This window comes from Polynucleobacter sp. MWH-UH23A (assembly GCF_040409805.1).
GTDB lineage: Bacteria > Pseudomonadota > Gammaproteobacteria > Burkholderiales > Burkholderiaceae > Polynucleobacter.
The window spans coordinates 1,575,545-1,599,712 of sequence record NZ_CP099572.1; the positions used below are offsets into that span (position 1 = coordinate 1,575,545).

At 43.6% G+C, this 24,168-nt stretch carries 31 protein-coding genes; 6 read left to right on the forward strand and 25 right to left on the reverse strand.

Annotated elements, in window-relative coordinates:
* Window positions 1–39 precede the first annotated feature (39 nt).
* From NHB35_RS08210 to NHB35_RS08290, 17 genes are all read right to left on the reverse strand, one after another.
* Complete coding sequence (locus tag NHB35_RS08210; RefSeq protein WP_353431881.1) at window positions 40–1,344, reverse strand: TAXI family TRAP transporter solute-binding subunit; 1,305 nt, start codon at window positions 1,342–1,344, stop codon at window positions 40–42.
* Window positions 1,345–1,361: 17 nt separating this feature from the next.
* Complete coding sequence (gene ccmI / locus NHB35_RS08215) at window positions 1,362–2,546, reverse strand: c-type cytochrome biogenesis protein CcmI (RefSeq protein ID WP_353431882.1); 1,185 nt, start codon at window positions 2,544–2,546, stop codon at window positions 1,362–1,364.
* Between the two features lie 4 nt (window positions 2,547–2,550).
* A complete protein-coding gene (locus NHB35_RS08220; protein WP_353431883.1) occupies window positions 2,551–3,024 on the reverse strand; it encodes a cytochrome c-type biogenesis protein in 474 nt (157 codons plus the stop codon).
* The gene (locus tag NHB35_RS08225) at window positions 3,021–3,551 is read right to left on the reverse strand and encodes a DsbE family thiol:disulfide interchange protein (protein WP_353431884.1); all 531 of its coding nucleotides are present in this window, start codon (window positions 3,549–3,551) and stop codon (window positions 3,021–3,023) included. The genes NHB35_RS08220 and NHB35_RS08225 overlap by 4 nt, the downstream gene beginning before the upstream one ends.
* Window positions 3,548–5,467 (reverse strand): heme lyase CcmF/NrfE family subunit, encoded by a 1,920-nt coding sequence (locus tag NHB35_RS08230; protein WP_353431885.1) that lies wholly within the window; start codon window positions 5,465–5,467, stop codon window positions 3,548–3,550. The genes NHB35_RS08225 and NHB35_RS08230 overlap by 4 nt, the downstream gene beginning before the upstream one ends.
* Window positions 5,464–5,898 carry a cytochrome c maturation protein CcmE gene (gene ccmE / locus NHB35_RS08235; protein ID WP_353431886.1) on the reverse strand — a complete coding sequence of 145 codons (435 nt, stop codon included), beginning with the start codon at window positions 5,896–5,898 and terminating at the stop codon, window positions 5,464–5,466. Before ccmE ends, NHB35_RS08230 begins: the two co-directional genes overlap by 4 nt.
* Complete coding sequence (ccmD, locus tag NHB35_RS08240; protein ID WP_353431887.1) at window positions 5,895–6,083, reverse strand: heme exporter protein CcmD; 189 nt, start codon at window positions 6,081–6,083, stop codon at window positions 5,895–5,897. Before ccmD ends, ccmE begins: the two co-directional genes overlap by 4 nt.
* On the reverse strand, window positions 6,083–6,862 hold the full coding sequence (locus NHB35_RS08245) for a heme ABC transporter permease (RefSeq protein ID WP_353431888.1): 780 nt from the start codon (window positions 6,860–6,862) through the stop codon (window positions 6,083–6,085). Before NHB35_RS08245 ends, ccmD begins: the two co-directional genes overlap by 1 nt.
* On the reverse strand, window positions 6,859–7,524 hold the full coding sequence (gene ccmB, locus NHB35_RS08250; protein WP_353431889.1) for a heme exporter protein CcmB: 666 nt from the start codon (window positions 7,522–7,524) through the stop codon (window positions 6,859–6,861). The genes NHB35_RS08245 and ccmB overlap by 4 nt, the downstream gene beginning before the upstream one ends.
* Window positions 7,521–8,168 carry a cytochrome c biogenesis heme-transporting ATPase CcmA gene (gene ccmA, locus NHB35_RS08255; RefSeq protein ID WP_353431890.1) on the reverse strand — a complete coding sequence of 216 codons (648 nt, stop codon included), beginning with the start codon at window positions 8,166–8,168 and terminating at the stop codon, window positions 7,521–7,523. The genes ccmB and ccmA overlap by 4 nt, the downstream gene beginning before the upstream one ends.
* 192 nt (window positions 8,169–8,360) lie before the next feature.
* Window positions 8,361–8,912: a flavodoxin family protein gene (locus NHB35_RS08260; RefSeq protein ID WP_353431891.1), complete on the reverse strand. Its 552-nt coding sequence runs from the start codon at window positions 8,910–8,912 to the stop codon at window positions 8,361–8,363.
* Between the two features lie 37 nt (window positions 8,913–8,949).
* On the reverse strand, window positions 8,950–9,378 hold the full coding sequence (locus NHB35_RS08265) for a DoxX family protein (protein WP_353431892.1): 429 nt from the start codon (window positions 9,376–9,378) through the stop codon (window positions 8,950–8,952).
* A 23-nt stretch (window positions 9,379–9,401) separates the two neighbouring features.
* A complete protein-coding gene (locus NHB35_RS08270) occupies window positions 9,402–9,827 on the reverse strand; it encodes a MarR family transcriptional regulator (RefSeq protein ID WP_353431893.1) in 426 nt (141 codons plus the stop codon).
* A 129-nt stretch (window positions 9,828–9,956) separates the two neighbouring features.
* Window positions 9,957–10,808, reverse strand: a complete 852-nt coding sequence (locus NHB35_RS08275; RefSeq protein WP_353431894.1) for a metal-dependent hydrolase — start codon at window positions 10,806–10,808, stop codon at window positions 9,957–9,959.
* Window positions 10,809–10,900: 92 nt separating this feature from the next.
* Entirely contained in the window at window positions 10,901–12,340 is a 1,440-nt protein-coding gene (locus NHB35_RS08280) for a transglycosylase SLT domain-containing protein (RefSeq protein WP_353431895.1), read from the reverse strand.
* 3 nt (window positions 12,341–12,343) lie between these two features.
* Window positions 12,344–12,754: a carboxypeptidase-like regulatory domain-containing protein gene (locus NHB35_RS08285; protein ID WP_353431896.1), complete on the reverse strand. Its 411-nt coding sequence runs from the start codon at window positions 12,752–12,754 to the stop codon at window positions 12,344–12,346.
* Between the two features lie 73 nt (window positions 12,755–12,827).
* Entirely contained in the window at window positions 12,828–13,808 is a 981-nt protein-coding gene (locus NHB35_RS08290) for a quinone oxidoreductase (RefSeq protein WP_353431897.1), read from the reverse strand.
* A 111-nt stretch (window positions 13,809–13,919) separates the two neighbouring features.
* Between NHB35_RS08290 and NHB35_RS08295 the strand changes: the two genes are divergently transcribed.
* Window positions 13,920–14,819: a histone deacetylase gene (locus NHB35_RS08295; protein ID WP_353431898.1), complete on the forward strand. Its 900-nt coding sequence runs from the start codon at window positions 13,920–13,922 to the stop codon at window positions 14,817–14,819.
* 7 nt (window positions 14,820–14,826) lie between these two features.
* On the opposite strand, the gene NHB35_RS08300 is transcribed toward NHB35_RS08295, so the two are convergent.
* On the reverse strand, window positions 14,827–15,360 hold the full coding sequence (locus NHB35_RS08300; RefSeq protein ID WP_353431899.1) for a phasin family protein: 534 nt from the start codon (window positions 15,358–15,360) through the stop codon (window positions 14,827–14,829).
* Between the two features lie 118 nt (window positions 15,361–15,478).
* Complete coding sequence (locus NHB35_RS08305; protein ID WP_353431900.1) at window positions 15,479–16,138, reverse strand: hypothetical protein; 660 nt, start codon at window positions 16,136–16,138, stop codon at window positions 15,479–15,481.
* Between the two features lie 211 nt (window positions 16,139–16,349).
* On the opposite strand from NHB35_RS08305, the gene ahpC reads away from it, so the two are divergent.
* Window positions 16,350–16,913, forward strand: a complete 564-nt coding sequence (ahpC, locus tag NHB35_RS08310; RefSeq protein ID WP_353431901.1) for an alkyl hydroperoxide reductase subunit C — start codon at window positions 16,350–16,352, stop codon at window positions 16,911–16,913.
* Between the two features lie 100 nt (window positions 16,914–17,013).
* On the forward strand, window positions 17,014–18,594 hold the full coding sequence (ahpF, locus tag NHB35_RS08315; RefSeq protein ID WP_353431902.1) for an alkyl hydroperoxide reductase subunit F: 1,581 nt from the start codon (window positions 17,014–17,016) through the stop codon (window positions 18,592–18,594).
* 72 nt (window positions 18,595–18,666) lie between these two features.
* Here the strand turns inward: ahpF and NHB35_RS08320 are convergent, their stop codons facing one another.
* Genes NHB35_RS08320 through NHB35_RS08330 form a run of 3 tightly spaced genes read right to left on the reverse strand, consistent with a single transcriptional unit; the run spans window position 18,667 to window position 20,170 of the window.
* Window positions 18,667–19,215: a DUF3833 domain-containing protein gene (locus NHB35_RS08320; RefSeq protein ID WP_353431903.1), complete on the reverse strand. Its 549-nt coding sequence runs from the start codon at window positions 19,213–19,215 to the stop codon at window positions 18,667–18,669.
* Window positions 19,212–19,775, reverse strand: a complete 564-nt coding sequence (locus NHB35_RS08325) for a chalcone isomerase family protein (protein WP_353431904.1) — start codon at window positions 19,773–19,775, stop codon at window positions 19,212–19,214. Before NHB35_RS08325 ends, NHB35_RS08320 begins: the two co-directional genes overlap by 4 nt.
* Complete coding sequence (locus NHB35_RS08330) at window positions 19,775–20,170, reverse strand: DUF393 domain-containing protein (protein ID WP_353431905.1); 396 nt, start codon at window positions 20,168–20,170, stop codon at window positions 19,775–19,777. Before NHB35_RS08330 ends, NHB35_RS08325 begins: the two co-directional genes overlap by 1 nt.
* A 61-nt stretch (window positions 20,171–20,231) precedes the next feature.
* On the opposite strand from NHB35_RS08330, the gene NHB35_RS08335 reads away from it, so the two are divergent.
* Complete coding sequence (locus NHB35_RS08335) at window positions 20,232–20,927, forward strand: SDR family NAD(P)-dependent oxidoreductase (protein ID WP_353431906.1); 696 nt, start codon at window positions 20,232–20,234, stop codon at window positions 20,925–20,927.
* A gap of 6 nt (window positions 20,928–20,933) precedes the next feature.
* Here NHB35_RS08335 and NHB35_RS08340 read toward each other — a convergent pair whose 3' ends face one another.
* Genes NHB35_RS08340 through NHB35_RS08350 form a run of 3 tightly spaced genes read right to left on the reverse strand, consistent with a single transcriptional unit; the run spans window position 20,934 to window position 22,902 of the window.
* Window positions 20,934–21,095 carry a DUF2256 domain-containing protein gene (locus NHB35_RS08340; RefSeq protein WP_353431907.1) on the reverse strand — a complete coding sequence of 54 codons (162 nt, stop codon included), beginning with the start codon at window positions 21,093–21,095 and terminating at the stop codon, window positions 20,934–20,936.
* Between the two features lie 5 nt (window positions 21,096–21,100).
* Window positions 21,101–22,636 carry a cryptochrome/photolyase family protein gene (locus NHB35_RS08345; protein WP_353431908.1) on the reverse strand — a complete coding sequence of 512 codons (1,536 nt, stop codon included), beginning with the start codon at window positions 22,634–22,636 and terminating at the stop codon, window positions 21,101–21,103.
* Complete coding sequence (locus NHB35_RS08350; protein ID WP_353431909.1) at window positions 22,633–22,902, reverse strand: TIGR03643 family protein; 270 nt, start codon at window positions 22,900–22,902, stop codon at window positions 22,633–22,635. The genes NHB35_RS08345 and NHB35_RS08350 overlap by 4 nt, the downstream gene beginning before the upstream one ends.
* Before the next feature lie 60 nt (window positions 22,903–22,962).
* Here NHB35_RS08350 and NHB35_RS08355 point away from each other — a divergent pair, with 60 nt between their 5' ends.
* Window positions 22,963–23,307 (forward strand): HNH endonuclease signature motif containing protein, encoded by a 345-nt coding sequence (locus NHB35_RS08355; protein WP_353431910.1) that lies wholly within the window; start codon window positions 22,963–22,965, stop codon window positions 23,305–23,307.
* Window positions 23,308–23,388: 81 nt separating this feature from the next.
* Entirely contained in the window at window positions 23,389–24,150 is a 762-nt protein-coding gene (locus NHB35_RS08360; RefSeq protein WP_353431911.1) for an SDR family oxidoreductase, read from the forward strand.
* The last annotated feature ends 18 nt before the right edge of the window (window positions 24,151–24,168 follow it).

A 24,168-nucleotide genomic window follows, 5' to 3' on the forward strand; every position in this document is an offset into this window, starting at 1 on the left:
TCGAGTGCCTCAAACTCCTGAGGCACTACCTTTAGAAACTCAGGGGTACAAGTGCTTTAGTCGTGCACGCACATCACCAACGTGACCCTTCAAGTCATACAACTCTTTAGAGTCCATCATCGATACCTTGATATTGCCGACACGCTTCTCAATCGTTTCTAGATCCCGAAAGTTTTTCTCCTTCAGATCAGGATTAAATGCATTTCTTTCAAGCTCTCGTAACTCTGCATAAACCTGAGCCAGCTTTAATCTCAGCAAAAAGTTTTTGGCTGAAGGAATATAGGTAAAGAGTGGAATCAAAATAACCAATAGCGGGATCACAATCTTGACGAAGCGTCCTACCCAAACCGCAGTCCAGAATGGGAGATGGCGATGTAAGAATGATGGGCCATCTTTTAAATAGATTTCTGCATCAACGTGCAAGGGAAAATCCATGCCAACACCAGAAGGAAACTCCCCTGGTTTTTGCAAACGAGAATAGGATTTCAAAATATCGTAAGAGGCACTCAGCATGAGCGAAATCATTGCTGGGCTGACTTTGTCTTGAGTCACCAAAGTTGCCGTTGGCGCGATTACCTGAATGTCTTGCCTTGGAACGTCATGCTCAATACTCAATAAGCCCCTAGGAACACTAACCTTGGATAAATAAGGCAAATTACGTGTATAGGCATCGGCTTGATCAAAGCTCATCAATCGAATACCTGGAAACTCATAAAATTTCTTCAAAATCGGGGCTTCAGCTGCTGCCACGATAAATACCGCATCTAACTCACCATTACTGAGTTTTGCTAATGCCTGGTCTGGCTTTAATTTTTCACCGTGGATTTCATCTTCTTTAATGCCACTAATTTTCAACAAAGCCGTGCTTAGGGCAAGCGTTCCACTCCCCTCATTACCGATGGCCACTCGCTTACCTTTGAGCTGACTTAATACCTGTAAGCGGCCACCTTCACTTTTAAATCCTGGTTCGCGATACCAAACCCAGATAGGCTCATAAAACATACCGGCAATCGAAACCAAATTGGGGTATTTGCTTACGTCAGCAACTCCGCCTTGCACCATGGCGAAATTCACACCGGAGTTTGGGTCATTTAATAAACCTAAGTTATCAATCGTTCCGCCCGTTGCCTTTACTTCAAGATCGACACCATCTTTAGCAACCTCTTCTTTGAGGCGCTCGCCAAATTGGTAATAAAGCCCCGTTGGAAAGCCCGTAGCCATCTCAATCACCTTTGGTGGCGGAGGCACCAAAATCCATAACACCGTAAAAATTGCAACCAGCACCACACAGAAACCCACCGCAATTGCAAAAGGGTTGTATAGATATCTTTTATAAGTTGTCATAGGGTGGGATTAAGTAATTACGGATAAACCTGATTAACCAATATACGTACTTTAGCTGAACCCAGCTTTACAGTTTGTACCGCCGATATCAAATCACCTGACTCAGCCTTTGCCATGCCAGTCTTCGAAATTCGAGCCTCAATATTGACCTCAGATAGCTCAGAAATCCGTTTATTCGGATTCATGGCTAAAGAGTCATCCAATACAAAACTAAATGGAAATTGACTTACGGGCATTTTTAGAACAGCTACTGGCATACGCTCGCCTGGCTGTCTTGCGATGACCATCAGCATATCTCCAGGCTTTATCTTGGACTGAAGCTCAGCGGATAACTCAATTTGACCACTGATGGTTTTTCCAACAGCCGCAGGGGTAGCAGCAACTCCACCTTTCGAACGCGCTTCCTCAATAGAGCCAGCAATCGCACGCGCTTCATCCGATCCCGGAGGCAGCAGTTTGGCGAGCTTCTCCCAAGTTTGGGCTGCTAAAGAATAATTTCCGTTGGTATACGCAGCAGTGCCAGACAACCAGAGTGCTAACAAATTATTAGGGTCTAATTTAAGAGACTGCTGGAGAAGCTGCATTGGCTTACCCGCAAAACTTCCATTGGCAACTCCTACCAATACATCTGCGTACTCAGCCAAGAGCTCAGGATCATCGTTAATAAAATTACCCGCGCGCGCGTATGCTTTTGCAGCATCTTGATTGCGTCCCAAAATACGATAAGAGCGAGCCAACATGGCCCACCCTTTTAGATTATCTGGATCCTTCTCCATCTTGAGCGCAAAATCAGCGACCATTTGCTCTACACCGGCTTGGGTCATGGGCTTTTGATCATTTGTTTGCGCTACTCGATACGCATCACCTAATGCGAGATATAAACCAACTGACAAAAGCACAGTAAATACACTAAGACCAATAATGACTTTTTTGGTGGAACCCATTACTGCCTTATCATCCTCAACTTCGGCATCCTGGAAAAGACGCTGACGCATCTCAGCATGACTCATTTCATATTCTTGAGCATCAATTCTTCCGGCTGCTCGATCTGTCGCCAGCTTCTCTAACTCTTCTTGATAGATAGCAGCATTCATTTGACGGCGCGATGTATTTTCTTCCCCCTTGCTAAATAGAAATGGCTTGAGAAGCAATGCCAGCACTATTACTAATAGAAGCAATGCGGGAATGAGAAAGCTAATCATGAGGTCAATCCCGATCATTCTTTGATATTGTATTTAGGAGGGCATCAATTTTTTGATTGTCTTCAGCCGTTAGCTCTTTTGCGACAACATTGGCGTTGCGGCGACGCAGGTAAGAAAATAAAAAACCAATACCAATCAACAAAATTACAAACGGGCCAATCCATAGCAGCCAGGTAATCGGCTTGACGGGTGGACGGTACAGCACAAAATCGCCATATCGCTCCACCATAAAACTACGAATCTGCTCATCACTCTTACCTTCTTTTATAAGCGTGCGAATTTCCCTACGAAGATCGTTCGCCAGATCAGAGCGCGATCCTGCTAAAGATTCATTTTGGCAAACTAGGCAGCGCATTTCTTCAGAGATGCTGATTAAACGTTGCTCTGTTACAGGGTCATCTGTCAGTGGTGCTGCATCATTTGCATATGACAACTGCATGATGAGGATAGAAGCAATCACCAAGAAAAACGATTTCATGATTTCTTGAGCTCACGAATTAATGGATACATTTTTTCGTTCAAAACCTGCATAGTGATGGGTCCAATATGCTTGAACCGGATAATCCCTGCCTGGTCGATGATGTATGTTTCTGGAACACCATAAACACCATAGTCAATTCCCACTCTGCCATTCTCATCAAATGCTGAAAGCACATAGGGGTCACCTAGACGCTGCAGCATCGCTAAAGCATCCTCACGTTTATCTTTATAATCAAGGCCAATTACAGGTGCTTGTCCAGATTTTGCCAACTCAACTAAGACTGGATGCTCTTCACGACAAGCAACACACCAAGATGCCCACACATTCAAAATCCACACCCGGCCCTTCATGCTGACTGGTGAAAAGGTTTTATTAGGTTGAGATAACTGTGCAAGCTCGAAAGCTGGGGCTGGCTTATTAATAAGAGGTGAAGGAACCTCGCGTGGATCACGGTTGAGGCCAACCCCCAAAAACACCACTAAGACAAGAAATAGAATTAAAGGAATTAAAAACTTCGCTTTCATGGCAAGACCTTCTTTAACTTCATGCGATAGCGTTTATCCATCATCGCCAAGATTCCGCCCAAAGCCATTAAGAGACAGCCTCCCCAAATCCAATCAACAAATGGCTTGTAATACACGCGTACAGCCCAAGCTTTATCACTTAACTCCTCACCCAGAGATACATAAACATCTCGAGTTAAGCCAATATCAATTGCCGCTTCTGTCATTGGCATGGTTGATGAGAAGTAATTGCGCTTTTCAGGGTACAAAATCGCTTGAGTAGAGCCATTTTTGCTTAAGGTGAATGTGCCGCGCATAGCTTGATAATTTGGCCCAGGTACAAGCTCAACACCCTCCAGCTGAATTTGATAACCCCCAACACTTACGGTATCGCCAGCCAACATTCGCACGTCTTTCTCTTCCTGGTATGCGCCTACCATCGTTACGCCAATAACAAAGATCGCTATTCCAAGGTGCGCAATTTGCATGCCAATAAAGGAGCGTGTTGGCTTACCCAATTTAATCTGACGCAGAATCTGCAATGAGCCAGAAGCAATAATCCAAAAAGCCAACAAGAAACCAAGGCCTGCTAACCAGGTGAACTGGCCCATGATCATAGGAATGGTGATACCCGCAATCACGGCAGCTAAACCTGCAGACCACAAACGCTTAATCACTGATATCAAATCAGTATTTTTCCAATTAGCCCATGGACCTATACCCATTAATACCAAAAGTGGAACCATGATGGGTACAAAAACACTATTGAAGTATGGAGGACCCACTGAAATTTTTCCTAAGTGGAGAGCATCAATCAGCAAGGGGTAGAGTGTTCCAAGCAAAACAGAACCAGCGGCCACAACTAAAAATACATTACCCAACAAAATAAAAGTTTCTCTTGAACTCAAACTAAATTTACCGCCCAAAGTATTTTTGGGAGCACGCCATGCATACAAAGTTAGAGATGAACCCACTACTAGAGAGAGGAATATCAAAATAAATATTCCGCGTCTTGGATCAGTAGCGAACGCATGAACAGAAGTCAGAACGCCTGAACGAACTAAAAATGTTCCCAGCAAAGAGAGTGAGAAAGCAGTAATTGCTAACAGGACTGTCCAGCTCTTAAAGCCACCACGCTTTTCTGTTACCGCTAAAGAGTGCAATAAAGCCGTGCCAACTAACCACGGAATAAATGATGCATTCTCAACAGGATCCCAGAACCACCAGCCGCCCCAACCAAGTTCATAGTAAGCCCACCAAGACCCAAGTGCGATACCCAGCGTTAAAAATATCCATGCCGCCGTAGTCCAGGGGCGAGACCAGCGAGCCCATGCTGCATCCAACCTTCCAGAGAGCAAAGAAGCGATTGCAAAAGCAAATACTACAGAGAAACCAACATACCCCATGTACAACATCGGCGGATGGAATACCAAGCCAGGATCTTGTAATAAGGGATTTAAAGATCTTCCATCTTGTGCCGCTGGTAATAAGCGCGCAAAGGGATTTGATGCCGTCAGCACAAACAACAATAAGCCACTGCTCACTAAACCTAAAACGCCAATTACTCTCGCAACCATAAATTCATCTAAGGCTTTTGAAAGCTGGGCAACCAAAATAGTCCAAGTGCTTAATAAGAATATCCACAGTAATAAAGAACCTTCGTGACCGCCCCATACTGCACCCAAGCGATAAATCACTGGTAACTGTGAGTTCGAGTGCTCTGCCACATAAAGAACAGAGAAATCATTGACGTAAAAACTCCATGCGAGAGTCCCAAAAGCAATCGCCAGCAGTAGAAATGCAGTTTGCGCAGCAGGCCTGGCTAGAACTAAAAATTCACGGCGGCCATAATGGGCGCCGAGTAAAGGCAAGACGCCCTGAATTAACACCACACAAAGCGCTAGGATCAGCGCGTAATGCCCAAGCTCAGGAATCATTTTTGCATTCCATTTTTCTGCGCTTGCTCTAAAGCATGCTTCGCTTCTGGAGGCATATAGTTCTCATCATGCTTTGCCAGAACCTCACTCGCAACAAATTCGCCATTAGCATTAAGGCGCCCTTGTATCACGGCGCCCTTACCTTCTTTAAATAGATCCGGCAAAATACCGGTGTAAGAAACGGGGATATCTTTGACCATATCGGTGATTACAAAGTGCACAGTTAATCCATCGCGTTGCAAAGAACCATCTTTCACCATACCACCAATCCGAAATGCCTGCCCTTGCGGGGCTTTGCCTGCAGCAACTTCACTTGGCGTTACGTAAAGAGCAATATTGCTATTAAGGGCATTCAAAATAAGTAGGGCAGCAATCGCAATTGCCGCTAGAGCAGCAACAATAATCACAGCGCGTTTATGTCTTGGCTTCACTTGCGGCTTTCTTTATCAAACTGTTCTGCCAAGCGCTCCTGCCGAAGTCGTTGAATAATAGCTTTTCTGCGAACACAAATACTCATTGGCTCAAAGAGCATTACCAAAATGCAAACTCCAAAGCTGCACCATACATAAAGGGCATAACCACCCATTGCAAAAAACTCTGCTGGACTATTCCACATTAACCATTTACCTCTTTAATCTCTTCTAAGCGCTTTACCCAATCTGCATGAGCCTCACGCTCCAGAATGATTGTGCGGACTCGCATCAATCCCACCGCAATTGAATACATCCAAAAACAAAGCGCCATCAACAGCATTCCCCACAACATCGTTTGAGCCATTGCGGGGGCTTTTGTTAACGATACAGAGGCACCTTGATGCAAGGTATTCCACCACTTCACAGAGAAATAAATAATTGGCACATTCACGATGCCTACTAATGCCAAGATTGCACCAGCTTTGTCAGCTCTGCGCGGGTTATCAATAGAAGCTTGTAACGCCATAAAACCCAAATACAAAAATAATAAGATCAATTCCGATGTCAGGCGTGCATCCCAAACCCACCATGCACCCCACATTGGTTTACCCCAAAATGCACCCGTCCATAAAGACAGAAATGCCATCCAAGCACCAACAGGCGCTAAAGCTTGAGCCATCATCGCAGACAAACGCGTATTAAAGATAAGACCCACCCCCGCCCAAACTGCCATCACGATATAAATAAACATCGACATCCATGAAGCGGGAACATGAATAAAGATAATGCGGTAGCCCTGTCCTTGCACGGCATCAACAGGTGCAACAAAAAAACTAATCCACAAACCAATCGCCCCAAACAGTGCTGTTAAGGCCCAGAAAATAGGAATGAGCTTACCCGCCACCGGATAAAAGGTGCTCGGGCTTGATAACTTAAACCAGTTAATCAAGCGGTTATTTGAAAAGGTGCCGATCTCTGTCATTCGATTGCAATCTTTACAGCGCTAGCGCTGACCCAAGGTACAAATGCTAAAGCCAAAATGAATATCGCGCCCAATAAAGAAAAATGTCCTGAAGTATCTAGGCCAACACTATTGGCATAAACTGCGCCAGCACCAAAAATTAATACCGGAGTGTAAAGCGGCAAAATGAGCAAGCTAACAAGCAAACTACCGCCACGAACACCAAGGGTTAGCGCCGCCCCAATTGATCCCAATAGAGATAACACTGGGGTTCCCAATAAAAGTGTCCCCATTAATACATATAAGGAAGTTCTATCCAGATCGAACTGGATTCCAATAATCGGGGCCAAGATCACTAGCGGAAGGCCGCAAACAATCCAATGTGCCAAAATTTTTCCCGCAACAATCATCACCATCGATTGAGGCGATAAGGCCATTTGCTCCAGGGAACCATCTGCGTAATCCGTCGCAAACATGCGATGTAGCCCCAGTAAAGTTGATAACAAAGCCGCCACCCAAATCACTCCAGGTGCCACCTTGCGTAAGAGCGTGGCATCTGCACCGATACCGAGCGGGAAAAGGCTAGTGACTACTACGAAGAAAAATAATGCAGTAAGTACTTCACTCTTACGGCGCGCTACCAATAGCAAATCACGATGAATTACCGCAAATAGAGCGCTCATAATTCGAGCAACCTTACATTAGGAATCCTAACTGCCTGGTGACTAGTCAACACCAATAATCCACCTGATGCTAGATGCTCAGCCATTAACTCTTCAAGCTGAGTAACTGCATTCACATCAAGCGCATTAAAAGGCTCATCTGATATCCACAACTTTGCTTGTCGTGTGAGCATACGCGCCATTAATACCCTACGCTTCTGTCCAGCCGATAGGCAATTGACTGGTAAATTTTCACGGCCCCGCAATCCAAAACGCCATAATGCAGCTAACGCCCTCTCAACAGGTAGCGCAATATCATCAACTGCAGCATAGGTTTGGAGATTCTCAAGGGCAGTTAACTCTTCCTTAAGTGCATCACGATGACCTAAAAATAATAATTCTCGGTGGTATCGATCGACCTGCTTAGAAATGGATTCTTGATTCCAAAGAATCTGACCTGCATCGGGCTTAGATAAGCCAGTCAATAAACGTAACAAACTGGTTTTCCCAACGCCATTTTCTCCACGCACATGAAGGCATTCCCCTGAGTGCAAACTAAAACTGAGATTTGAGAATAATTTTCGCTCTCCGCGCACACAAGCCAAATCTTGAGCTTGGAGCGTCAAGATATTATTACTGGAGGTCGAAGAAAAATGGGCTGTCATGAGGGCTTAGGGCTTGAATCAAACCGCCAAACGCATTGTCCAAGAGCACCTATTAGCTGTCAAACGCACAAAAAGGGATTTTTAGAGAATATTCTCTTTTAATTCAATTGCTTACGTAATTATAAGCCCTGTCTCTCTTAAAAGAAAAAACCACCCGAGGGTGGTTTTTCATGAGCCGAAAATAAAAGTTCTTTATTTCAAACGTTTTGTGATTTCGGCAATACGCTGTCCATAGAGTCTGGCTGTCTCAAGATCGCCAGGATTAACCTCATCCGCACCGGCATCAGATGGGGTTTGCATCATAGCGCCAGCAAATGAACCAACATAGTTCACATCATCACGCTTGGCCGCTTTTGAATTTGATGGCATCAAACCAGTACCGACCCACAAACCAGAATGTTGCATCGCTAGTGTAAAGAAATAATGCAATGTTGAATGCTTATCACCATTCATTGTTGCGGAGTTTGTGAAACCACCAAACACCTTATCTTTCCATTGCTGTGAAAACCATTGCTTTGAACTAGCATCAGCAAATTTCTTAAATTGCCAACTCACAGTACCCATATAAGTTGGCGATCCAAATACAATCGCATCCGCTTCATTTAGAGTTGCCCACTGAGCATCGGTAAGATTACCTTCAGCATCAATGGCAACCAAAGTGCCATTCGCACCCTTTGCAACAGCTTCGGCCTGCTTTACTGTGTGGCCATAGCCACTATGAAATACAACTGCTACTTTTGTCATTTCATTCTCCTATTAACACTGTTTGTTAAGTTATTTATTAAGATTCATTTGCCTTATTTTTAGCATCGACAGAAAAACCACCGGCACCAAATACAGTCAAGAGCAATAAACCACCTGCCATACTTAGATTCTTCATAAACATAATATTTTGAATATATGCTTGATCTGCTGGAACTGCCCAGAAGTTATGAAAAATGAAGGCGGCCACCACCGAGAAACCAGCTAGCAAGAAACCGGCTACACGGGCTTTATAGCCGATCACCACAGCAATTCCACCTAATACTTCCAAGGCGATTGTGAGGGCAGCCAATACTGCTGGAAGAGGTAGGCCTTTTGATGCGATATAGCCAACAATTCCATCAAATCCAGTTAGCTTTGATAAGCCAGCAGAAATAAAAATTGCGGCCAATAAAATTCTTGCTACCAATGCCAATGGACCTGAGCTGGATTTGCAGATTGCGTTCATATGAATTCCTTTAGTTTGAAAATTTATTTATCAAAAACAGTAGTTAGTGTTTGCAGGACGTTTGATAGCTCTGCAAGCTCTTTTGCGCTTAATTGATTGAATGCTTTACCTAGATATTGCAAATGCGCTGGAAACACTCTTTCAAATAGTTTCTGACCTTCTATAGTTAATCCAATCATCTGACTGCGAGCATCATCTGGATTTAACTTGCGATCCAAAATACCCTTTGATTCCAGTCTTTCCAAAACACCCGTTAGAGTTCCTTTGGTAACCAAGGTTTTTTCACCTAACTCTTTACAAGTCATTGGTGGCTGATTGCCTAAGGTCGCAATGACATCAAACTGGGTCATTGTTAAACCCATAGATCGAAGATCTGGTGCTGAATATCGCTCAAATCCCTGATAGGCAGAAACCAAATTTCTCAAAACAGGTAAAAAGTTCGTTTGCATTGGATAAACATTAAAAAGTACTAACTAGGACTAGTTTAGTACTAATTAGAACTAATTGCAACACCCCTGCCTTTCCAATAAAAAACCCCACAATATCTGTGGGGTTTGGGCTTTTGAACACTAAAAACACTAGAACTGCACTGTTTCTCCCTCGGTCATGGGAATGATTTTGATATTGCTTCCCTTCATCGCAGCTTGGAACTCAGCTAAGGTGCCTTTTGTCATGGGATTAGAGTTGTAATGCATTGGGATTACCATTTTTGGCTTCACCCAAGTTTTTAAAGCATATGCAGCATCATCCGGAGCCATCGTAAAGTTACCGCCGATTGGAATCAATACTAAGTCTGGCTTGTAATGTTCGCTGATGAATTTCATATCGCTAAATAAGCCGGTATCACCCATGTGCCAAATTTTGAATCCGTTCTCCAGCTCGATGATGTAGCCAACTGGCTCACCTGCAGGATGTGATTCCATTTTGTCGGTTGCAGGATTTTTCCAAACTAATAAAGAAGAGTGCTCAGCTTGTACTGCGGTTATCTTTACCCCTGGCAATGGAGTAACTCGTCCAGTCTTGTTAAAGCGCCATCCTAAGTCTGCAGGAAGTATTCCCAAAGTAATGAGTGGCGTCACCATATCGGCTGGGCCATACAGCTTGACATTATTCGATTTGGCAACAGTTGGCGCATCACCAATGTGATCAACGTGCGCATGCGTTACCAGCACCACATCTATTGGCCCAATTGCCGCGAGATCATTTTTGTATTGAGGCGGTGTTTTAGGTCCACCAGTAATCCACGGATCAATCAAGATCATCTTACCTTCTGGTGTTTTAATCCGAAAGCCAGCTTGACCAAACCACAATAATTCTGTTTTACCTTGGGCGCTAGGAGCACTCTGTGCAATTACAGATTGTCCAGTGATTAGCAATAAAGGCATTGCTATAGCAGCAGCAAAGACTTTTTTAAGTGAATGCATTCCCATCAACTTGTCCCCCAATCTATTTATGAATAGGAAAACTATATCTCATATCAGAGATATCAGCTTGAGGGATCTGTACGGCACCGCAACAATATTTAGGGCTGAATACTTTGAATCTTTTTCAGCTTTAGCTCATAAGAGATGAAGTACTTATACACGTTCCTCACATAAACCATAGGTTCATAGCCCATATGCTCGGCCGCAGCAAACTCAACATTACCAAACCATTGGTCTGGATCAAATCCTTGCTGCTTGGCAAGATCTCTAGCCTTAGCAACATTATTAGGGCCGATATTGTAGGAAGCCACGGCAAATATGGCACGATTTTTACCGGCAAAATTGATATTTGGAAAATATTTTGTGATGAGCTGATTCATATAGTCAGCACCTGCATGAATATTAGGCTCCAGTAAATGAATATCTCCCACTCCAAGAGCATTACCAGTAGCAGGCATGAGTTGCATTACACCTACTGCGCCAACCTTACTTACAGCATTTTGATTAAGTAGCGTTTCTTGAAATCCAAGCGATGCGATAAAAAGGGGATCAATTTTGTACTCAGTACCATACTTATCAAAGAGTAAGCGCATAGACTCAAAGCGCGCCCAAGCAGCTTTTTCAACGGGATCTTTTAAACCTTTTGCGTGATCCTTATATTCCTGCTCATGAAATGCATCTAAGGCATTATTAAATTTATCGGTTCGATAAAATTCTGAAAGTTCTGCATTTAAGTCCGCATTGCTAGAACGAACGGCTGAACCAACCCAACCCAAATCATCCGCATAAATATCATTGTGTATCTGCAAGTTTTTATAGATAGGTTGCCAAAGCTTGGCTTTCCAATCAGCAATGATTACAAATGGAATCAGACCTGCATCAACCATCTCTAATAAATCCTCATCATCGAGAACGCCTAGAGGAGAAATTAGATTAACGGGGGCCTTACCGGCCTTATTTAGCGCTTTATTTAAGGGCTGCAAGGTAGAATCAAAATTGATGTTAGGGCCGCCATACACGGTCTGCCCTGAAAGATCATGGATGTTTTCAACGTTAATTGAACTAGGCCCAGATATCAACACCTCTCGATTAAATCTAAAGGCATGATTGAGGAGAAACTCATTGGAATATGGCAAGGATTGATTCACACCCAAATTACCAATCACGATATCAGCCTTACCCGAACTCAATGCAGTAAAAAGCTCTGCTCTAGCAATAGGAATCAACTTTACAGAAACTTTGTTCTTGCCTTCACCCGCATTTTTAGTGTTAGTCCAGGATTCAAATACCTGAGCCATATTAACCGCGAGCCCTCGCGGCACTCCCTTATCGTTAATATAGATTGTTCGGTCATATGGAACGGCAACTCGTATCAATCCACGCTCAAGCATCTGATCGTAAGTACCCAACCAAATCTCATCTCCAGAAGTTGATGAACGCGATGATTGCGCATTAGATAAAGCAGAAATAAAAAAAACGCTAGCGATCGCCAGCGAAGTAAATATGTTTTTTAGATTTATGGGGCTTAAGGACAACACTACTCACTTCCAGAAGAGAGATATCTTTTGTGATGCATTTGCTTTCACGTTTAATGTTCTTTTCTGTTCAACACCTTGATAACTTGCCTCAATAGAATAATCGCCTGGCTCCAAGTTGATCAGCATGTATGGGCCATCAGCTTGCGCATTAAAGATCACTTTTTGCTGCTTATTGATGAGCTTAATTTGTGCTCCAAAGATCCACACGCCTCTGCCATTCTCAATTTGAGATAACTCTAACAACAATGGCCACTGCTTCGCTTCAGCCAAAATTGCAACAGACTCTTCCTCACCAACCCCGCCAGAAATATAGGAGATGCCATACGAATGCTGGGTAGCAGGAATTTGCGCGAAGGCAAAACCAGAAACGATAAGAAAAAAGCTGGTGATTACGTATTTAAAAAATGTATTCATATTTTCATATTACAACTTGCTCACAAAATAAAAAAGCCCTGCTAAGCAGGGCTTCAATTGAGGCCTTGTTGAATTAAGGAATCATCACAATTGCACCAGACACTTTTCTGCCTTCTGCAGCACGATGCGCATCAGCTGCTTGTTCTAGAGGAAATTTAGCACCAATTTGCACTTTGACATGACCTTTGGAAATAGCGTCAAATACTGCCTTTGCATTTTCCTGCAGCAATGCGTGCGTAGCGTTATGCGGGAAAACAGATGGTCTTGTTAGGAACAAGCAACCTTTTTTATTTAAGATCTCCGGTTGAATTTCAGGGGCAGGGCCAGAGGCTGCACCAAACAGCGCAACAGTACCAAAAGGTGCAGCGCAATCCAAAGAACCCAAGAATGTATCTTTAGCAACAGAGTCATAAACCACGTTAGCCTTCTTGCCACCTGTTGCCTTTAATACCTCATCGACCCAGTTCGGATTAGAGTAATCTACCACCGCATCGCAACCTGCAGCTTTTGCCGCTGCTACCTTTGCTTGCGAGCCAACCGTGCCAACGACAAAGGCTCCCAATGCTTTAGCCCAACCTGCCAATATTTGTCCAACGCCACCAGCGGCTGCATGCACCAAAACAATATCACCCGCTTTAACTTTATAAGTCTTTTGCACCAAGTATTGCGCCGTCATCGCTTTGAAGAAAACTGCTGCGGCAACTTCATCAGAGATATCGCCAGGTACTGGGACCACCTTATCAGCCGCAACATTACGCGCGCTTGCATAGGCACCGATACCCGCATTCATATACATAACGCGATCGCCCACTTTGAGCCCAGTCACGCCCTCACCTAAAGCCTCAATCACTCCGACAGCCTCATGACCCAAGCCAGTTGGCAAATCTAATGGGTAAACTCCTGAGCGTTGATAGACATCGATGAAGTTAAAACCAATCGCCGTTTGTCGCAATTGCACTTCACCTTTCGCTGGCGGAGGCAATTCTTTATCAATCAGTTTGATTACGTCTGCACTGCCAAGCTTATCTAAGCTTACTACTCGCGCTTTAGTCACGTGTCACCTATTTATATTTGTTATGAGAAAAAATATCATACCCCAAAAGACATTCTTAAGCAGGGGCCGAAAAGCACCGCTAGAATGATTTAATTCATCAATTGGCAAACTTTGAAAGCATATTACTCCGACCACTTTGTTTTACCTCTTCCACCGGGGCATCGCTTTCCGATGGAAAAATATTCGCGCTTACGTGATTTGGTCGGCGCCCTTCCTAATGTCTATCTAATTGAGGCTCCTGCCGCCACCGATACGCAGCTGCTCTATGCGCATGAACCAAGTTATTTATTAAGAGTGGTTCATGGAAATTTGAGTAATGTGGAGCAAAAAGAAATCGGTTTCCCATGGAGCGAAAAAATGGTGGAGCGCTCCAGACGCTCCGCTGGCGCAACGATTGCTGCAACCAAAACTGCTATGCAAGAAGGCATTTCAGGAAACCTTGCTGGTGGCACACATCACGCCTATCGCAATCGTGGCAGTGGGTTCTGTGTTTTTAATGATGCAGCAGTTGCAGCACGGACCCTGCAAAAAGAAGTGAACCCCAAACTAAAAGTGGCCATCGTAGATCTCGATGTCCATCAAGGCAATGGCACTGCATCAATACTGGAACATGATTCATCGATATTTACTTTATCTATTCACGGGGAAAATAACTTCCCGTTCCAAAAAGAGATAAGTGATTTGGATTGCGGTCTCCAAGATGGCTGTGATGATCAAACTTATCTACAGGCTCTCTACGAATGTCTTGATCAATTAGATAGGCGATTTAAACCTGACTTTGTCATTTATCTTGCAGGTGCAGATCCCCATGAGGATGACCGCCTCGGTAGACTAAAAATCACCAAAGAAGGCATGCGATTAAGGGATGAGACCCTATTTCAATACGGTCTTGACCGAAACATACCAATCGCATTTTCAATGGCAGGTGGCTATGGGAAAGAAATTGCCTCTACCGTTGAAATCCACTATCAAACCATCCAAACCGCACTGCAGTTTCAGATGCGGTATTGATTTGAGCCTACTCTCTGCCCTGTTTCTTCTTTGAAGAACCCTTAGCAGCAGATAAGTTAGCAACACTCTCCACACTCTTTTCAAAGTTTGCGAAAGAGTCTGCCATGGCAGCGCGTACTAGCTCAAAATTCTGGAGTGCATTATTAAAAGAAGTCTTAAATACAGAAACATATGCCTCACTTCCAACTGGTGCATTATTGGTAGCATCATTCACAAAATGAATAAGATCCGCTTTTGAGTCTTGAATCATTTCTTCAGCAATTTCCGATAACTCTTTATTACCACTTCGAAGAACATCAAGAAGCTGCTGATGGTAGTGAGCCACCTCTTTTGCGGCATCCTGTAAAACCTCTGCATGAACATAATCAAAAGCTGTCTTAGGATCCTGCGTTTTCATCAGATCAGAAACACGCCTTTGGATTAGCTCAGCGAAATCTTGGGCTGCCTTTTGATTGATGCTTGCAATCGCTTGTGCACTTTCCATGGCAACACGACTTACCGCCTTACTAGCGTCAATTGCTTTTTGTGGACTTTTACTCATAACCCCTCCATTAGAGACATTGGTTAATACCAATCTACTCCGGTTTTAGGGTGTTGCTATAGAGAAATACCAGTAGAGCCTGACTTAATAGCCTGCCAGACCTCCTGACTGCAAGCACTTATTTTGCAGAAGTACCTGATGTCACTTTTTTTGGCATGCTATTCAAGGTAGCAGCATCGTTTAATTGCTGGTCCACTAAATAGAGAGCGCCACCATAGTTTGCCTGTAGGTCGTATCCTGACAAGCCAACTGTATAGAACGTAATATTTGGATTGAATGAGCGAATCGTGCCACCAGAACCAGCTGAGAAGTTCGCATCCACATCAATTCCACCCTGTTGACCATCTACAGTGGAAAGTAAAAATTGATCGATTGCAGAAGTAGTCTTAAAAATTACCACTTGATACTGCTTTTGATAGCCTGCCCCAAGACCCTCACCTGTTTTAATGTCTTGCATAAAAATGGGTTGCTTGCGACGCTTGTCATATAGAACACCTTCGCCGCGCGCAACGACTAACAAGACAATATTGACGTTGGTTGCATCGAAAACAGCATACCCTGCCGCCGCATCAATCTCTTTCCTGACGGCTGGATTTTGTTTGAGCAAAGCATCCAAACCCGTTTGCGCCATCTTCAGAGTAGCTTCACGCTTTTGAATAATCTCTTCTTGAGTAAGAGGTTTGCCATCTTTACCGGTGGATTGGCAACCTGAAAGGGTCAATAGAGCGAAGGCAATTAAGAAAATTGGCTTGGTAAGCGTAAAAAATGAAATGCGCATAAACAGGTTCTTATTAAGTGATTGCTGAGGGGATTTATCTAAGCGCTCATTATCCCGCTTTTTAGGGGTCTTAAGCCTGTTTTTGTTATCTAATAAATCGATTATTTATATCAATATTATTCATTATACAAATATCAAGATAGTGCCTAGAATGGACCCCGTTGTCACAGTTTTTCATGAATCATTTAGTTAAAAAAGGAAAAGGAGCACCATGTCTATTATCAATACAGCCGTACAACCATTTAAAACTGAAGCTTTCCACAATGGTAAGTTTGTAACCATCACTGACGAGACCCTCAAGGGTAAGTGGTCAGTTCTCATTTTCATGCCAGCAGCATTTACATTTAACTGCCCAACCGAAATTGAAGACGCTGCTGAAAACTATGCAGAGTTCCAAAAATTAGGCGCTGAAGTCTATATCGTTACAACCGATACTCACTTCTCACACAAAGTTTGGCACGAGACTTCTCCTGCCGTTGGTAAAGCGAAGTTCCCACTCGTTGGCGACCCAACACACACATTGACAAACGCATTTGGCGTACATATTCCTGAAGCAGGTTTGGCATTGCGTGGCACATTCGTCATCAACCCAGAGGGCGTGATCAAGACAGCTGAGATTCACTCCAATGAAATTGCTCGTGATGTTTCTGAAACATTACGTAAGCTCAAAGCAGCTCAATACACAGCTGCTCACCCAGGTGAAGTATGCCCAGCTAAATGGAAAGAAGGCGCTGCTACTTTGACTCCATCTTTGGACCTCGTAGGCAAGATCTAATCGATCAATCCTAACCAATCAGACTCTCTCCGGAGAGTCTATTGGAGAGGACAAGATCCTGCCCAATGGACTCACTGAAATTTATACAAAGGATGTCACCATGTTAGATAACAACATTAAGACCCAATTAAAGGCTTATTTTGAAAAGATTGTTTCGCCAATCACGCTAACTGCGTCACTGGATGACAGTCCAGCTTCCGCTCAAATGCGCGAGCTACTCAATGAAGTGGCTGAGCAATCAGACAAGATTACTGTTGAAACCAATGGTAGTGATAAACACGTACCTAGCTTTACCGTTAGCAAAACTGGTGAAGCAGCTCGTATCCGTTTTGCAGGACTACCAATGGGTCATGAAATGACTTCATTTATTTTGGCGATCTTGCAAGCCAGCGGTTACCCACCAAAAGTGGAAGAAGATATTCTGGCGCGCATTCGCAAATTGGATGGCAAGTTCCGTTTCCAAACATTTATCTCCTTGTCATGCCATAACTGCCCCGACGTAGTTCAGGCACTCAACTTGATGGCTACGCTAAACCCCAATATCGAACATGAAATGATCGATGGCGCGCTCTTCCAGCCTTTGGTTGATCAGTATCAAATTATGGCTGTTCCAACCGTGATCTTGAATGGTGAAGTTTTTGGCCAAGGTCGTATGGGAGCGGAAGAGATCATTGCCAAACTCGATACTGGCAGCGCCGAAGAGGAGGCTGCAAAACTCAATGCCAAGGGTGACTTTGATGTTTTAATTGTTGGTGGTGGCCCAGCTGGATCAGCGGCAGCAATTTACGCAGCTCGCAAGGGCATTCGCACTGGTATTGTTGCTGAGCGTTTTGGCGGCCAAGTGATGGATACCTTAGGTATCGAGAACTTCATTTCCGTTTCTCATACAGAAGGCCCCAAACTCGTTCAAGCTTTGGAACAACACGTCAAAGACTACGAAGTCGATATCATGAATTTACAACGTGCTAACGCATTGCGTAAAACCAACTCTGGCATCGAAGTTGAAATGGCGAACGGTGCAATATTAAAAAGTAAATCCGTCATCATTAGCACTGGTGCACGCTGGAGAGAGATGAATGTTCCAGGTGAGCAAGAATATCGCAATAAAGGCGTGGCCTATTGCCCGCACTGCGATGGCCCCTTGTTTAAAGGGAAGCGAGTTGCAGTAATCGGTGGTGGTAATTCGGGCGTTGAGGCTGCGATTGACTTGGCAGGTATTGTGAGTCACGTTACCTTGATTGAGTTTGATAGCCAATTACGCGCTGATGCTGTATTACAAACAAAATTGTTCAGCCTGCCTAATGTAACTGTGATTAAAAGCGCACTTACAAAAGAAGTTTTGGGCGATGGTAGCAAGGTCAATGGCCTACGTTATCAAGACCGCACCAATAATGCCGAACATACGATTGAGCTGGAAGGTATCTTCGTGCAAATTGGTTTGTTACCAAACACCGAGTGGCTCAAAGGCACCATAGATTTATCGCCACGCGGAGAGATTATTGTGGATGCTAAAGGCGAAACATCTGTGCCAGGTGTGTTCGCAGCAGGTGATTGCACTACCGTTCCTTATAAGCAAATCATTATTGCTATGGGCGAAGGCGCAAAAGCTTCACTAGGTGCATTCGATTACTTGATTCGCCATTCTGTTAGCGAAGAAGCACCAGTCTTAGCAGCTGCTTAATAAGCGTTAGGCAAATAAAAATCCCCAGAGAGACTTCTGGGGATTTTTACTTTCTACGTTCAAATATAGTGATTAGCGCTTATAAAAGCTTAGCGTGACCTCGCCCAATTCAATTCCAAATTTACTCATCTTGGCTTTATTGATCATTACTTTTGAGTTCATAAGATACATCCAGTCATTGAACTGAACGTGATAGATCGTGCCATCCACAGGTAGCGCCAGCGTATAAGCCCAATTGAGGGCATTGCCTGCTGCAATGCCATTAGCATCACCTACTACATCATCAGCTCTGCCAACATACTTACCTGGTGAAACTTCGGTAATCACCCAAATACGCTTTTGTTTAGTGCCATCTGAATATTCAAAACTCTCATCTAGAGTACCTACTTTTTTGCCATCCACCACTTTCCAGCTAGCCTGCATTAGCACGGTAAAACGCTTGACTACCTCACCACTTCGATTCGTAAAGATGCCATAAGCATCAATCGTGCCATTGAAATACTCACTTAAATCCAGGGTTGGCTTTTCTTTGGCATATTGCGAAACTTGTGGCCCTGCACAAGCAAATAAAAAGAACGCGCAAAAAGTAAAAGCAAAAATCTTTTTTACTAAGTTTTTCATTGCTTACAGGTTTCCTCTAGTAAAGGTGGCGGGCAATATTGCCCCAATAATTGTTCACGAAGTTTTGGCGCAGTAGTTTTTGAATCAAGCCATATACCAAAGAATGCCTTTGAAAAATCAGCACCAGCAATTTGTGCCAGCGGCTTCCCATCGAAATAGAAACTAGTTCCTTGTTTAGGGTTATAGATTGCGGTCAAACTTTGACCCGGCTCTACGTTTGGTAGAAACGTCGCCAATTGCTTTCCCCAAACCTGAGCTTGGGTTTCAGGGACACCCAGTTTCTTCATCTCCTCGGCAGATCGATTCGCAATCGCTAAGCCACTTAATGATTTGTGATACTGAAGATGTAAGGCAAATTCAGCTGAATTGAAGGAGCCAGATCGATAAAAGTTAGCATCATAAATATGCAAGCCCCACCAAGTCAGCTTGCCACTTCCTTGAAGTTTTGCTGGGTTGAGAGCTTGATCAATGTAAGCCAGATCACGGGCAAAACTCATTGAGGTGATTCCATAGGCAATGAGTAGTGCCGTAGCCAAAAATAACCTTGCAAAATATTTCATTATTTTTTCTGCACCAATCGCAAAGCAATAGGTCCAATGACGCCAGAAATCGCATGCCGATTTTTAGCAAAGACTTGATAAGAAAATCTCAAAAATGGCTGAAGAGATTTTCTGGAGCAAAGCCAGGCTAGAAAGCGAAGGTTAGCCCTTCTGTAGGCCTCAGGGAAAACTGCTGCACCATGAATCAAGGAGCCATCAGCATACTGCCCATACATTGCAGCCAAAGCTTGCTCACAAGTAACGCCGACTTTTTCAGGATCATATTGATTAGAGTGGATATCCACAAAGCGCAATAGCTTATCTTGATTCCAGCTAGATAAAAACAAAATTTCGGCCTGGCACAAGGGACATGTGCCATCATAAAACAAGGTGAGTTGTTGCAAATTGCCATCCATTGAGCAAGTGTAAGACTTATTGAATAAACTGGCAGGACAGCAATTAAATTCAATAAAAACTTTGCAAATTCTATCTAAGCCCTTTCGTGCACTAGTCATCGGCTCCTCGGGAACGATTGGGTCTGGATTTGTTGATCTTCTACAAAATGACCCTTCTTGTATCGGGGTTGCAGGTATTCACCGCAAATCCATACCTGCCATTGATTATCTCGATCCCGAGACTATTCAAACTTGCGCAAGTTCACTAGCCCAAAAAGGCCCCTATCAACTCATTATTAATACGATCGGGGTTTTGCATACAGATCGCTGGATACCTGAAAAACGATTGGATGATCTCAACTCTGAACAGCTCATCGAGCTAATGCAAATAAATGCTATTGGACCAGGATTAACCATACGTCATTTTTTACCCCTATTAGATCCCTCAGGAAGTTTGATGGTGACGCTTTCAGCAAAAGTAGGCAGTATTGAAGACAACCGTCTCGGAGGTTGGTATAGCTATCGCAGCTCTAAAGCAGCATTGAATATGCTCATCAAAACTGCATCCATTGAGCTTGCCAGAACCAAGCCCAATATTGCCCTTATCGCCATGCATCCCGGGACTGTGAACTCTAGACTATCAAAACCATTTAAGGGTCAACAAATCGGTAGGCCCGCAGTTGATGCCTGCACCGACATGTTCAATGTCATGAAGAGCCTCCAAGCAAAAGACTCGGGCAGTTTTATTTCTTATTCCGGCGAAAGATTGCCATGGTAATCGACTTTACGATTGGGATTTACTAGAGCGCTTGCGACAGGCATCTGAGCAATATTTGATTGATTCCCAATTTTTCTCCCAAGACTTTCGCCAAGTCATTTCTTTCTTGCAAACAACACAAATCTTGCTTGGTAAAAAGGATTTATTTCCCTTAAAGGAAGATTTCATAATTCTTACAAATTATTCAGATTATTTAATACTTGTTGAGCATGCTCGACTATCGCAGATTGATCGGCATCATTTATCTTCTTCAGATTTGCCGTCATTAATCGTGTACGCGGATTACTGTCAAACTGCTTACGATGTTTAATTAAGAAATTCCAGTACAGGGTTGTTACAGGGCATGCACTTTCGCCGAATCGTACATCGGGTTTATATTGACAACCGCTACAGTAATTACTCATGCGCTTAATGTAGGCGCCGCTGGCAATGTATGGCTTGCTGGTAAAGCGGCCACCGTTCGCAAAGAGCGCCATTCCGGCAGTATTAGGCAACTCAACCCATTCAATCGCATCTACATAAATCGCTAAATACCAATCACAAACAGCCGATGGCAATATTTCAGCTAGCAAAGCAAAGTTACCAGTTACCATCAAGCGCTGAATATGGTGGGCATACCCATATTTAAGTGTCTGATCAACGGCATCTTGCATACAGCGCATTTTGGTTTTGCCAGTCCAATACCAATCTGGCAAAGCGCGCTGATGATCATAGTAATTATCTTGAGCCAAGTTTGGCATATCGAGGTAATACATTCCTCGAACAAATTCTCTCCAACCCAATATCTGACGAATAAATCCTTCGACTGTCGATAAATCAAGAGAGTATTTTTTCCATGCATCCAAGACGGCAGAAATAAGCTCGCGTGGATTGAGCAACTTGAGATTTAAGGAGCTCGACAAAATAGAGTGCCATCCATATGGCGTGTCTGTCCACATCGCGTCTTGGTAAACTCCAAAATTTCTGAGGCGATAGTCTACAAAGTAGCGCAAAGCCTCCAAAGCCTGATCCCTGGTGACTGGCCAACGAAAGTGCTCAAGTGAACCAGGATGCTCGGAGTAATTAGCCTGGACAAATTGAAGCACTTCCCGAGTAATTGCATCGGGCTCAAATAGAACTGGGGACTCAATAATGCCGGGGCCTGATTTGGGATATGGCTTACGGTTATCTTGGTCAAAATTCCACTGACCGCCCTCTGGGTTGCCGTCTGTATCTAAAAGAATATTATGCGTTTTTCGCATGAGTCTATAGAAAAACTCAAGACGCAACTCTTTTTTATTGGCAGCCCACTCTCGAAATTCACGATGACTACAATAAAAGTGTTCATCCTCGCGCATATCTAATTGCAATTGTGAATCTTGCGCTAATTTTTCAATATCCCTCTTTAAGCGCCACTCTCCAGGCTCAACACAAATCAGATGAGCAATCTTTTTTTGTTGTAATAATGTTTTTAGGGTATCGACTATCGATAATTTTGAGTCGGAAACGTAATGAACTGCATACCCATCTGCGACAAGTTCTTTAGCAAAGTGACGCATAGCCGATAGAAATAAAGCAATCTTGGCTTTGTGAGACCACACCACCTGAGCCTCTGGGATTGACTCAATCATCACCACTTCGTCATGCTGAAAGTCAAAATCCTTTAAAGCAGAACTCTGCTTATCCAGTTGATCACCAAGAATCAATACCAGTCTTTTGGGTTTGCTCATTTATTTTTATATTGAGTTGGGCAATAAGCGCGTTGAACCAATTTGCTTCGGAGCGCCATATGTTTTGTGACTCTGCCAGAGACCCGCTCTCTCCATAAATCAAATGAACCTCTCTTGAGCTCTCGACGCATTAATTGAATCACTTGAGACTCTGAAAATCCAAATGTTGCTTCAATAGCCTCAAATGGAGTTCGATCCTCCCAAGCCATCTCAATCAGGCGGGACAGTTCATCTTTAGAGAGCGTTTTAGATGGATCTTTTGACATCCTGCAAGTTTAAGACTTATTCACTAAACTCGTACTGACCTTTTAATTCTGCAATTTAAGATGAATGGCAAAATTCGTCAAAAATTGATTACACAAGCACCTCGAGTAATTGCAAATACTCAAGCAATCATTTGCCCAATATGCGATCGATCTATTCCAGCATCTCAAAAAGATGCTCACCACCTCATCCCGAAATCTAAAGGGGGAAGAACTACAGAATTTCTCCATCGTATCTGCCACCGACAAATACATGCCCTCTTTACCGAAACCGAGCTAGCGAACCAATTCCATAATGCAGCTGCCTTGCAAGATCATCCAGAAATGAAACGATTTATTCAATGGGTAAAAACAAAGCCAGATACTTTTTATGAAAGAGTTCGCAAAAGTGCCCGCATTAAAACATAGAGGCCTCTAGAATCAGTATTCCTTTGCCCATAGATAATAGAATGGCAATATCACGATATTTCGAGACAAACACCAAAAATTATGAATCATTCAAACAATAAGGTTGCTTTAGTTACTGGCGCAGGAGCAGGAATTGGTAGGGCTGCGGCCAAAGCGTTATTGCACGGTGGCTATCAGGTTGTATTAACAGGGCGTAATTTAGAAAAGCTACAAAAAGCTATTAGTGATATTGGTGGCAATGGGAATAATTGTCTAGCTGTCACCTGTGATGTTGGTAATCCAGAGCAAGTAAAAAAACTATTTGCAGCAACTAAAGCCAAGTTTGGTCGCATTGATGTCCTATTTAATAATGCAGGTATGGGCGCACCTGCCGTTCCCATGGAAGACTTAACGTATGAACAATGGATGAGTGTCGTCAACACCAATCTTTGCGGAGCCTTTCTGTGCTCCCAAGAGGCAATTCGGATGATGAAAGCACAATCCCCTCAAGGCGGCAGAATTATTAATAACGGCTCAATCTCAGCACACGCACCAAGACCCATGTCAGCACCTTATACCTCCACAAAGCATGCTATCAGCGGCCTTACAAAAACAATCGCTTTGGATGGTCGACCATTTAATATCGCTTGTGGACAAATTGACATTGGCAATGCCGCAACTGAGATGACTGAGCGCATGGCTGCGGGCATCATACAAGCCGATCAGTCCATTAAGGTAGAGCCTCGTATGGATGTTGATCATGTTGGTCAGGCAGTACTTCACATGGCACAACTACCACTGGAATCCAATATTTTGAATATGACCATCATGGCAACCAAGATGCCATTTGTAGGTCGAGGCTAGCTCCACATTCAGCCCTCG

Coding starts and splice junctions, on each gene's coding strand:
- NHB35_RS08210 (WP_353431881.1), bottom strand. CDS start 1,344: ATGACAACTTATAAAAGATATCTATACAACCCTTTTGCAATTGCGGTG.
- ccmI (WP_353431882.1), bottom strand. CDS start 2,546: ATGATTAGCTTTCTCATTCCCGCATTGCTTCTATTAGTAATAGTGCTG.
- NHB35_RS08220 (WP_353431883.1), bottom strand. CDS start 3,024: ATGAAATCGTTTTTCTTGGTGATTGCTTCTATCCTCATCATGCAGTTG.
- NHB35_RS08225 (WP_353431884.1), bottom strand. CDS start 3,551: ATGAAAGCGAAGTTTTTAATTCCTTTAATTCTATTTCTTGTCTTAGTG.
- NHB35_RS08230 (WP_353431885.1), bottom strand. CDS start 5,467: ATGATTCCTGAGCTTGGGCATTACGCGCTGATCCTAGCGCTTTGTGTG.
- ccmD (WP_353431887.1), bottom strand. CDS start 6,083: ATGTGGAATAGTCCAGCAGAGTTTTTTGCAATGGGTGGTTATGCCCTT.
- NHB35_RS08245 (WP_353431888.1), bottom strand. CDS start 6,862: ATGACAGAGATCGGCACCTTTTCAAATAACCGCTTGATTAACTGGTTT.
- ccmB (WP_353431889.1), bottom strand. CDS start 7,524: ATGAGCGCTCTATTTGCGGTAATTCATCGTGATTTGCTATTGGTAGCG.
- ccmA (WP_353431890.1), bottom strand. CDS start 8,168: ATGACAGCCCATTTTTCTTCGACCTCCAGTAATAATATCTTGACGCTC.
- NHB35_RS08260 (WP_353431891.1), bottom strand. CDS start 8,912: ATGACAAAAGTAGCAGTTGTATTTCATAGTGGCTATGGCCACACAGTA.
- NHB35_RS08265 (WP_353431892.1), bottom strand. CDS start 9,378: ATGAACGCAATCTGCAAATCCAGCTCAGGTCCATTGGCATTGGTAGCA.
- NHB35_RS08270 (WP_353431893.1), bottom strand. CDS start 9,827: ATGCAAACGAACTTTTTACCTGTTTTGAGAAATTTGGTTTCTGCCTAT.
- NHB35_RS08275 (WP_353431894.1), bottom strand. CDS start 10,808: ATGGGAATGCATTCACTTAAAAAAGTCTTTGCTGCTGCTATAGCAATG.
- NHB35_RS08285 (WP_353431896.1), bottom strand. CDS start 12,754: ATGAATACATTTTTTAAATACGTAATCACCAGCTTTTTTCTTATCGTT.
- NHB35_RS08300 (WP_353431899.1), bottom strand. CDS start 15,360: ATGAGTAAAAGTCCACAAAAAGCAATTGACGCTAGTAAGGCGGTAAGT.
- NHB35_RS08305 (WP_353431900.1), bottom strand. CDS start 16,138: ATGCGCATTTCATTTTTTACGCTTACCAAGCCAATTTTCTTAATTGCC.
- ahpC (WP_353431901.1), top strand. CDS start 16,350: ATGTCTATTATCAATACAGCCGTACAACCATTTAAAACTGAAGCTTTC.
- ahpF (WP_353431902.1), top strand. CDS start 17,014: ATGTTAGATAACAACATTAAGACCCAATTAAAGGCTTATTTTGAAAAG.
- NHB35_RS08320 (WP_353431903.1), bottom strand. CDS start 19,215: ATGAAAAACTTAGTAAAAAAGATTTTTGCTTTTACTTTTTGCGCGTTC.
- NHB35_RS08325 (WP_353431904.1), bottom strand. CDS start 19,775: ATGAAATATTTTGCAAGGTTATTTTTGGCTACGGCACTACTCATTGCC.
- NHB35_RS08330 (WP_353431905.1), bottom strand. CDS start 20,170: ATGGATGGCAATTTGCAACAACTCACCTTGTTTTATGATGGCACATGT.
- NHB35_RS08340 (WP_353431907.1), bottom strand. CDS start 21,095: ATGAAATCTTCCTTTAAGGGAAATAAATCCTTTTTACCAAGCAAGATT.
- NHB35_RS08345 (WP_353431908.1), bottom strand. CDS start 22,636: ATGAGCAAACCCAAAAGACTGGTATTGATTCTTGGTGATCAACTGGAT.
- NHB35_RS08350 (WP_353431909.1), bottom strand. CDS start 22,902: ATGTCAAAAGATCCATCTAAAACGCTCTCTAAAGATGAACTGTCCCGC.
- NHB35_RS08355 (WP_353431910.1), top strand. CDS start 22,963: ATGAATGGCAAAATTCGTCAAAAATTGATTACACAAGCACCTCGAGTA.
- NHB35_RS08360 (WP_353431911.1), top strand. CDS start 23,389: ATGAATCATTCAAACAATAAGGTTGCTTTAGTTACTGGCGCAGGAGCA.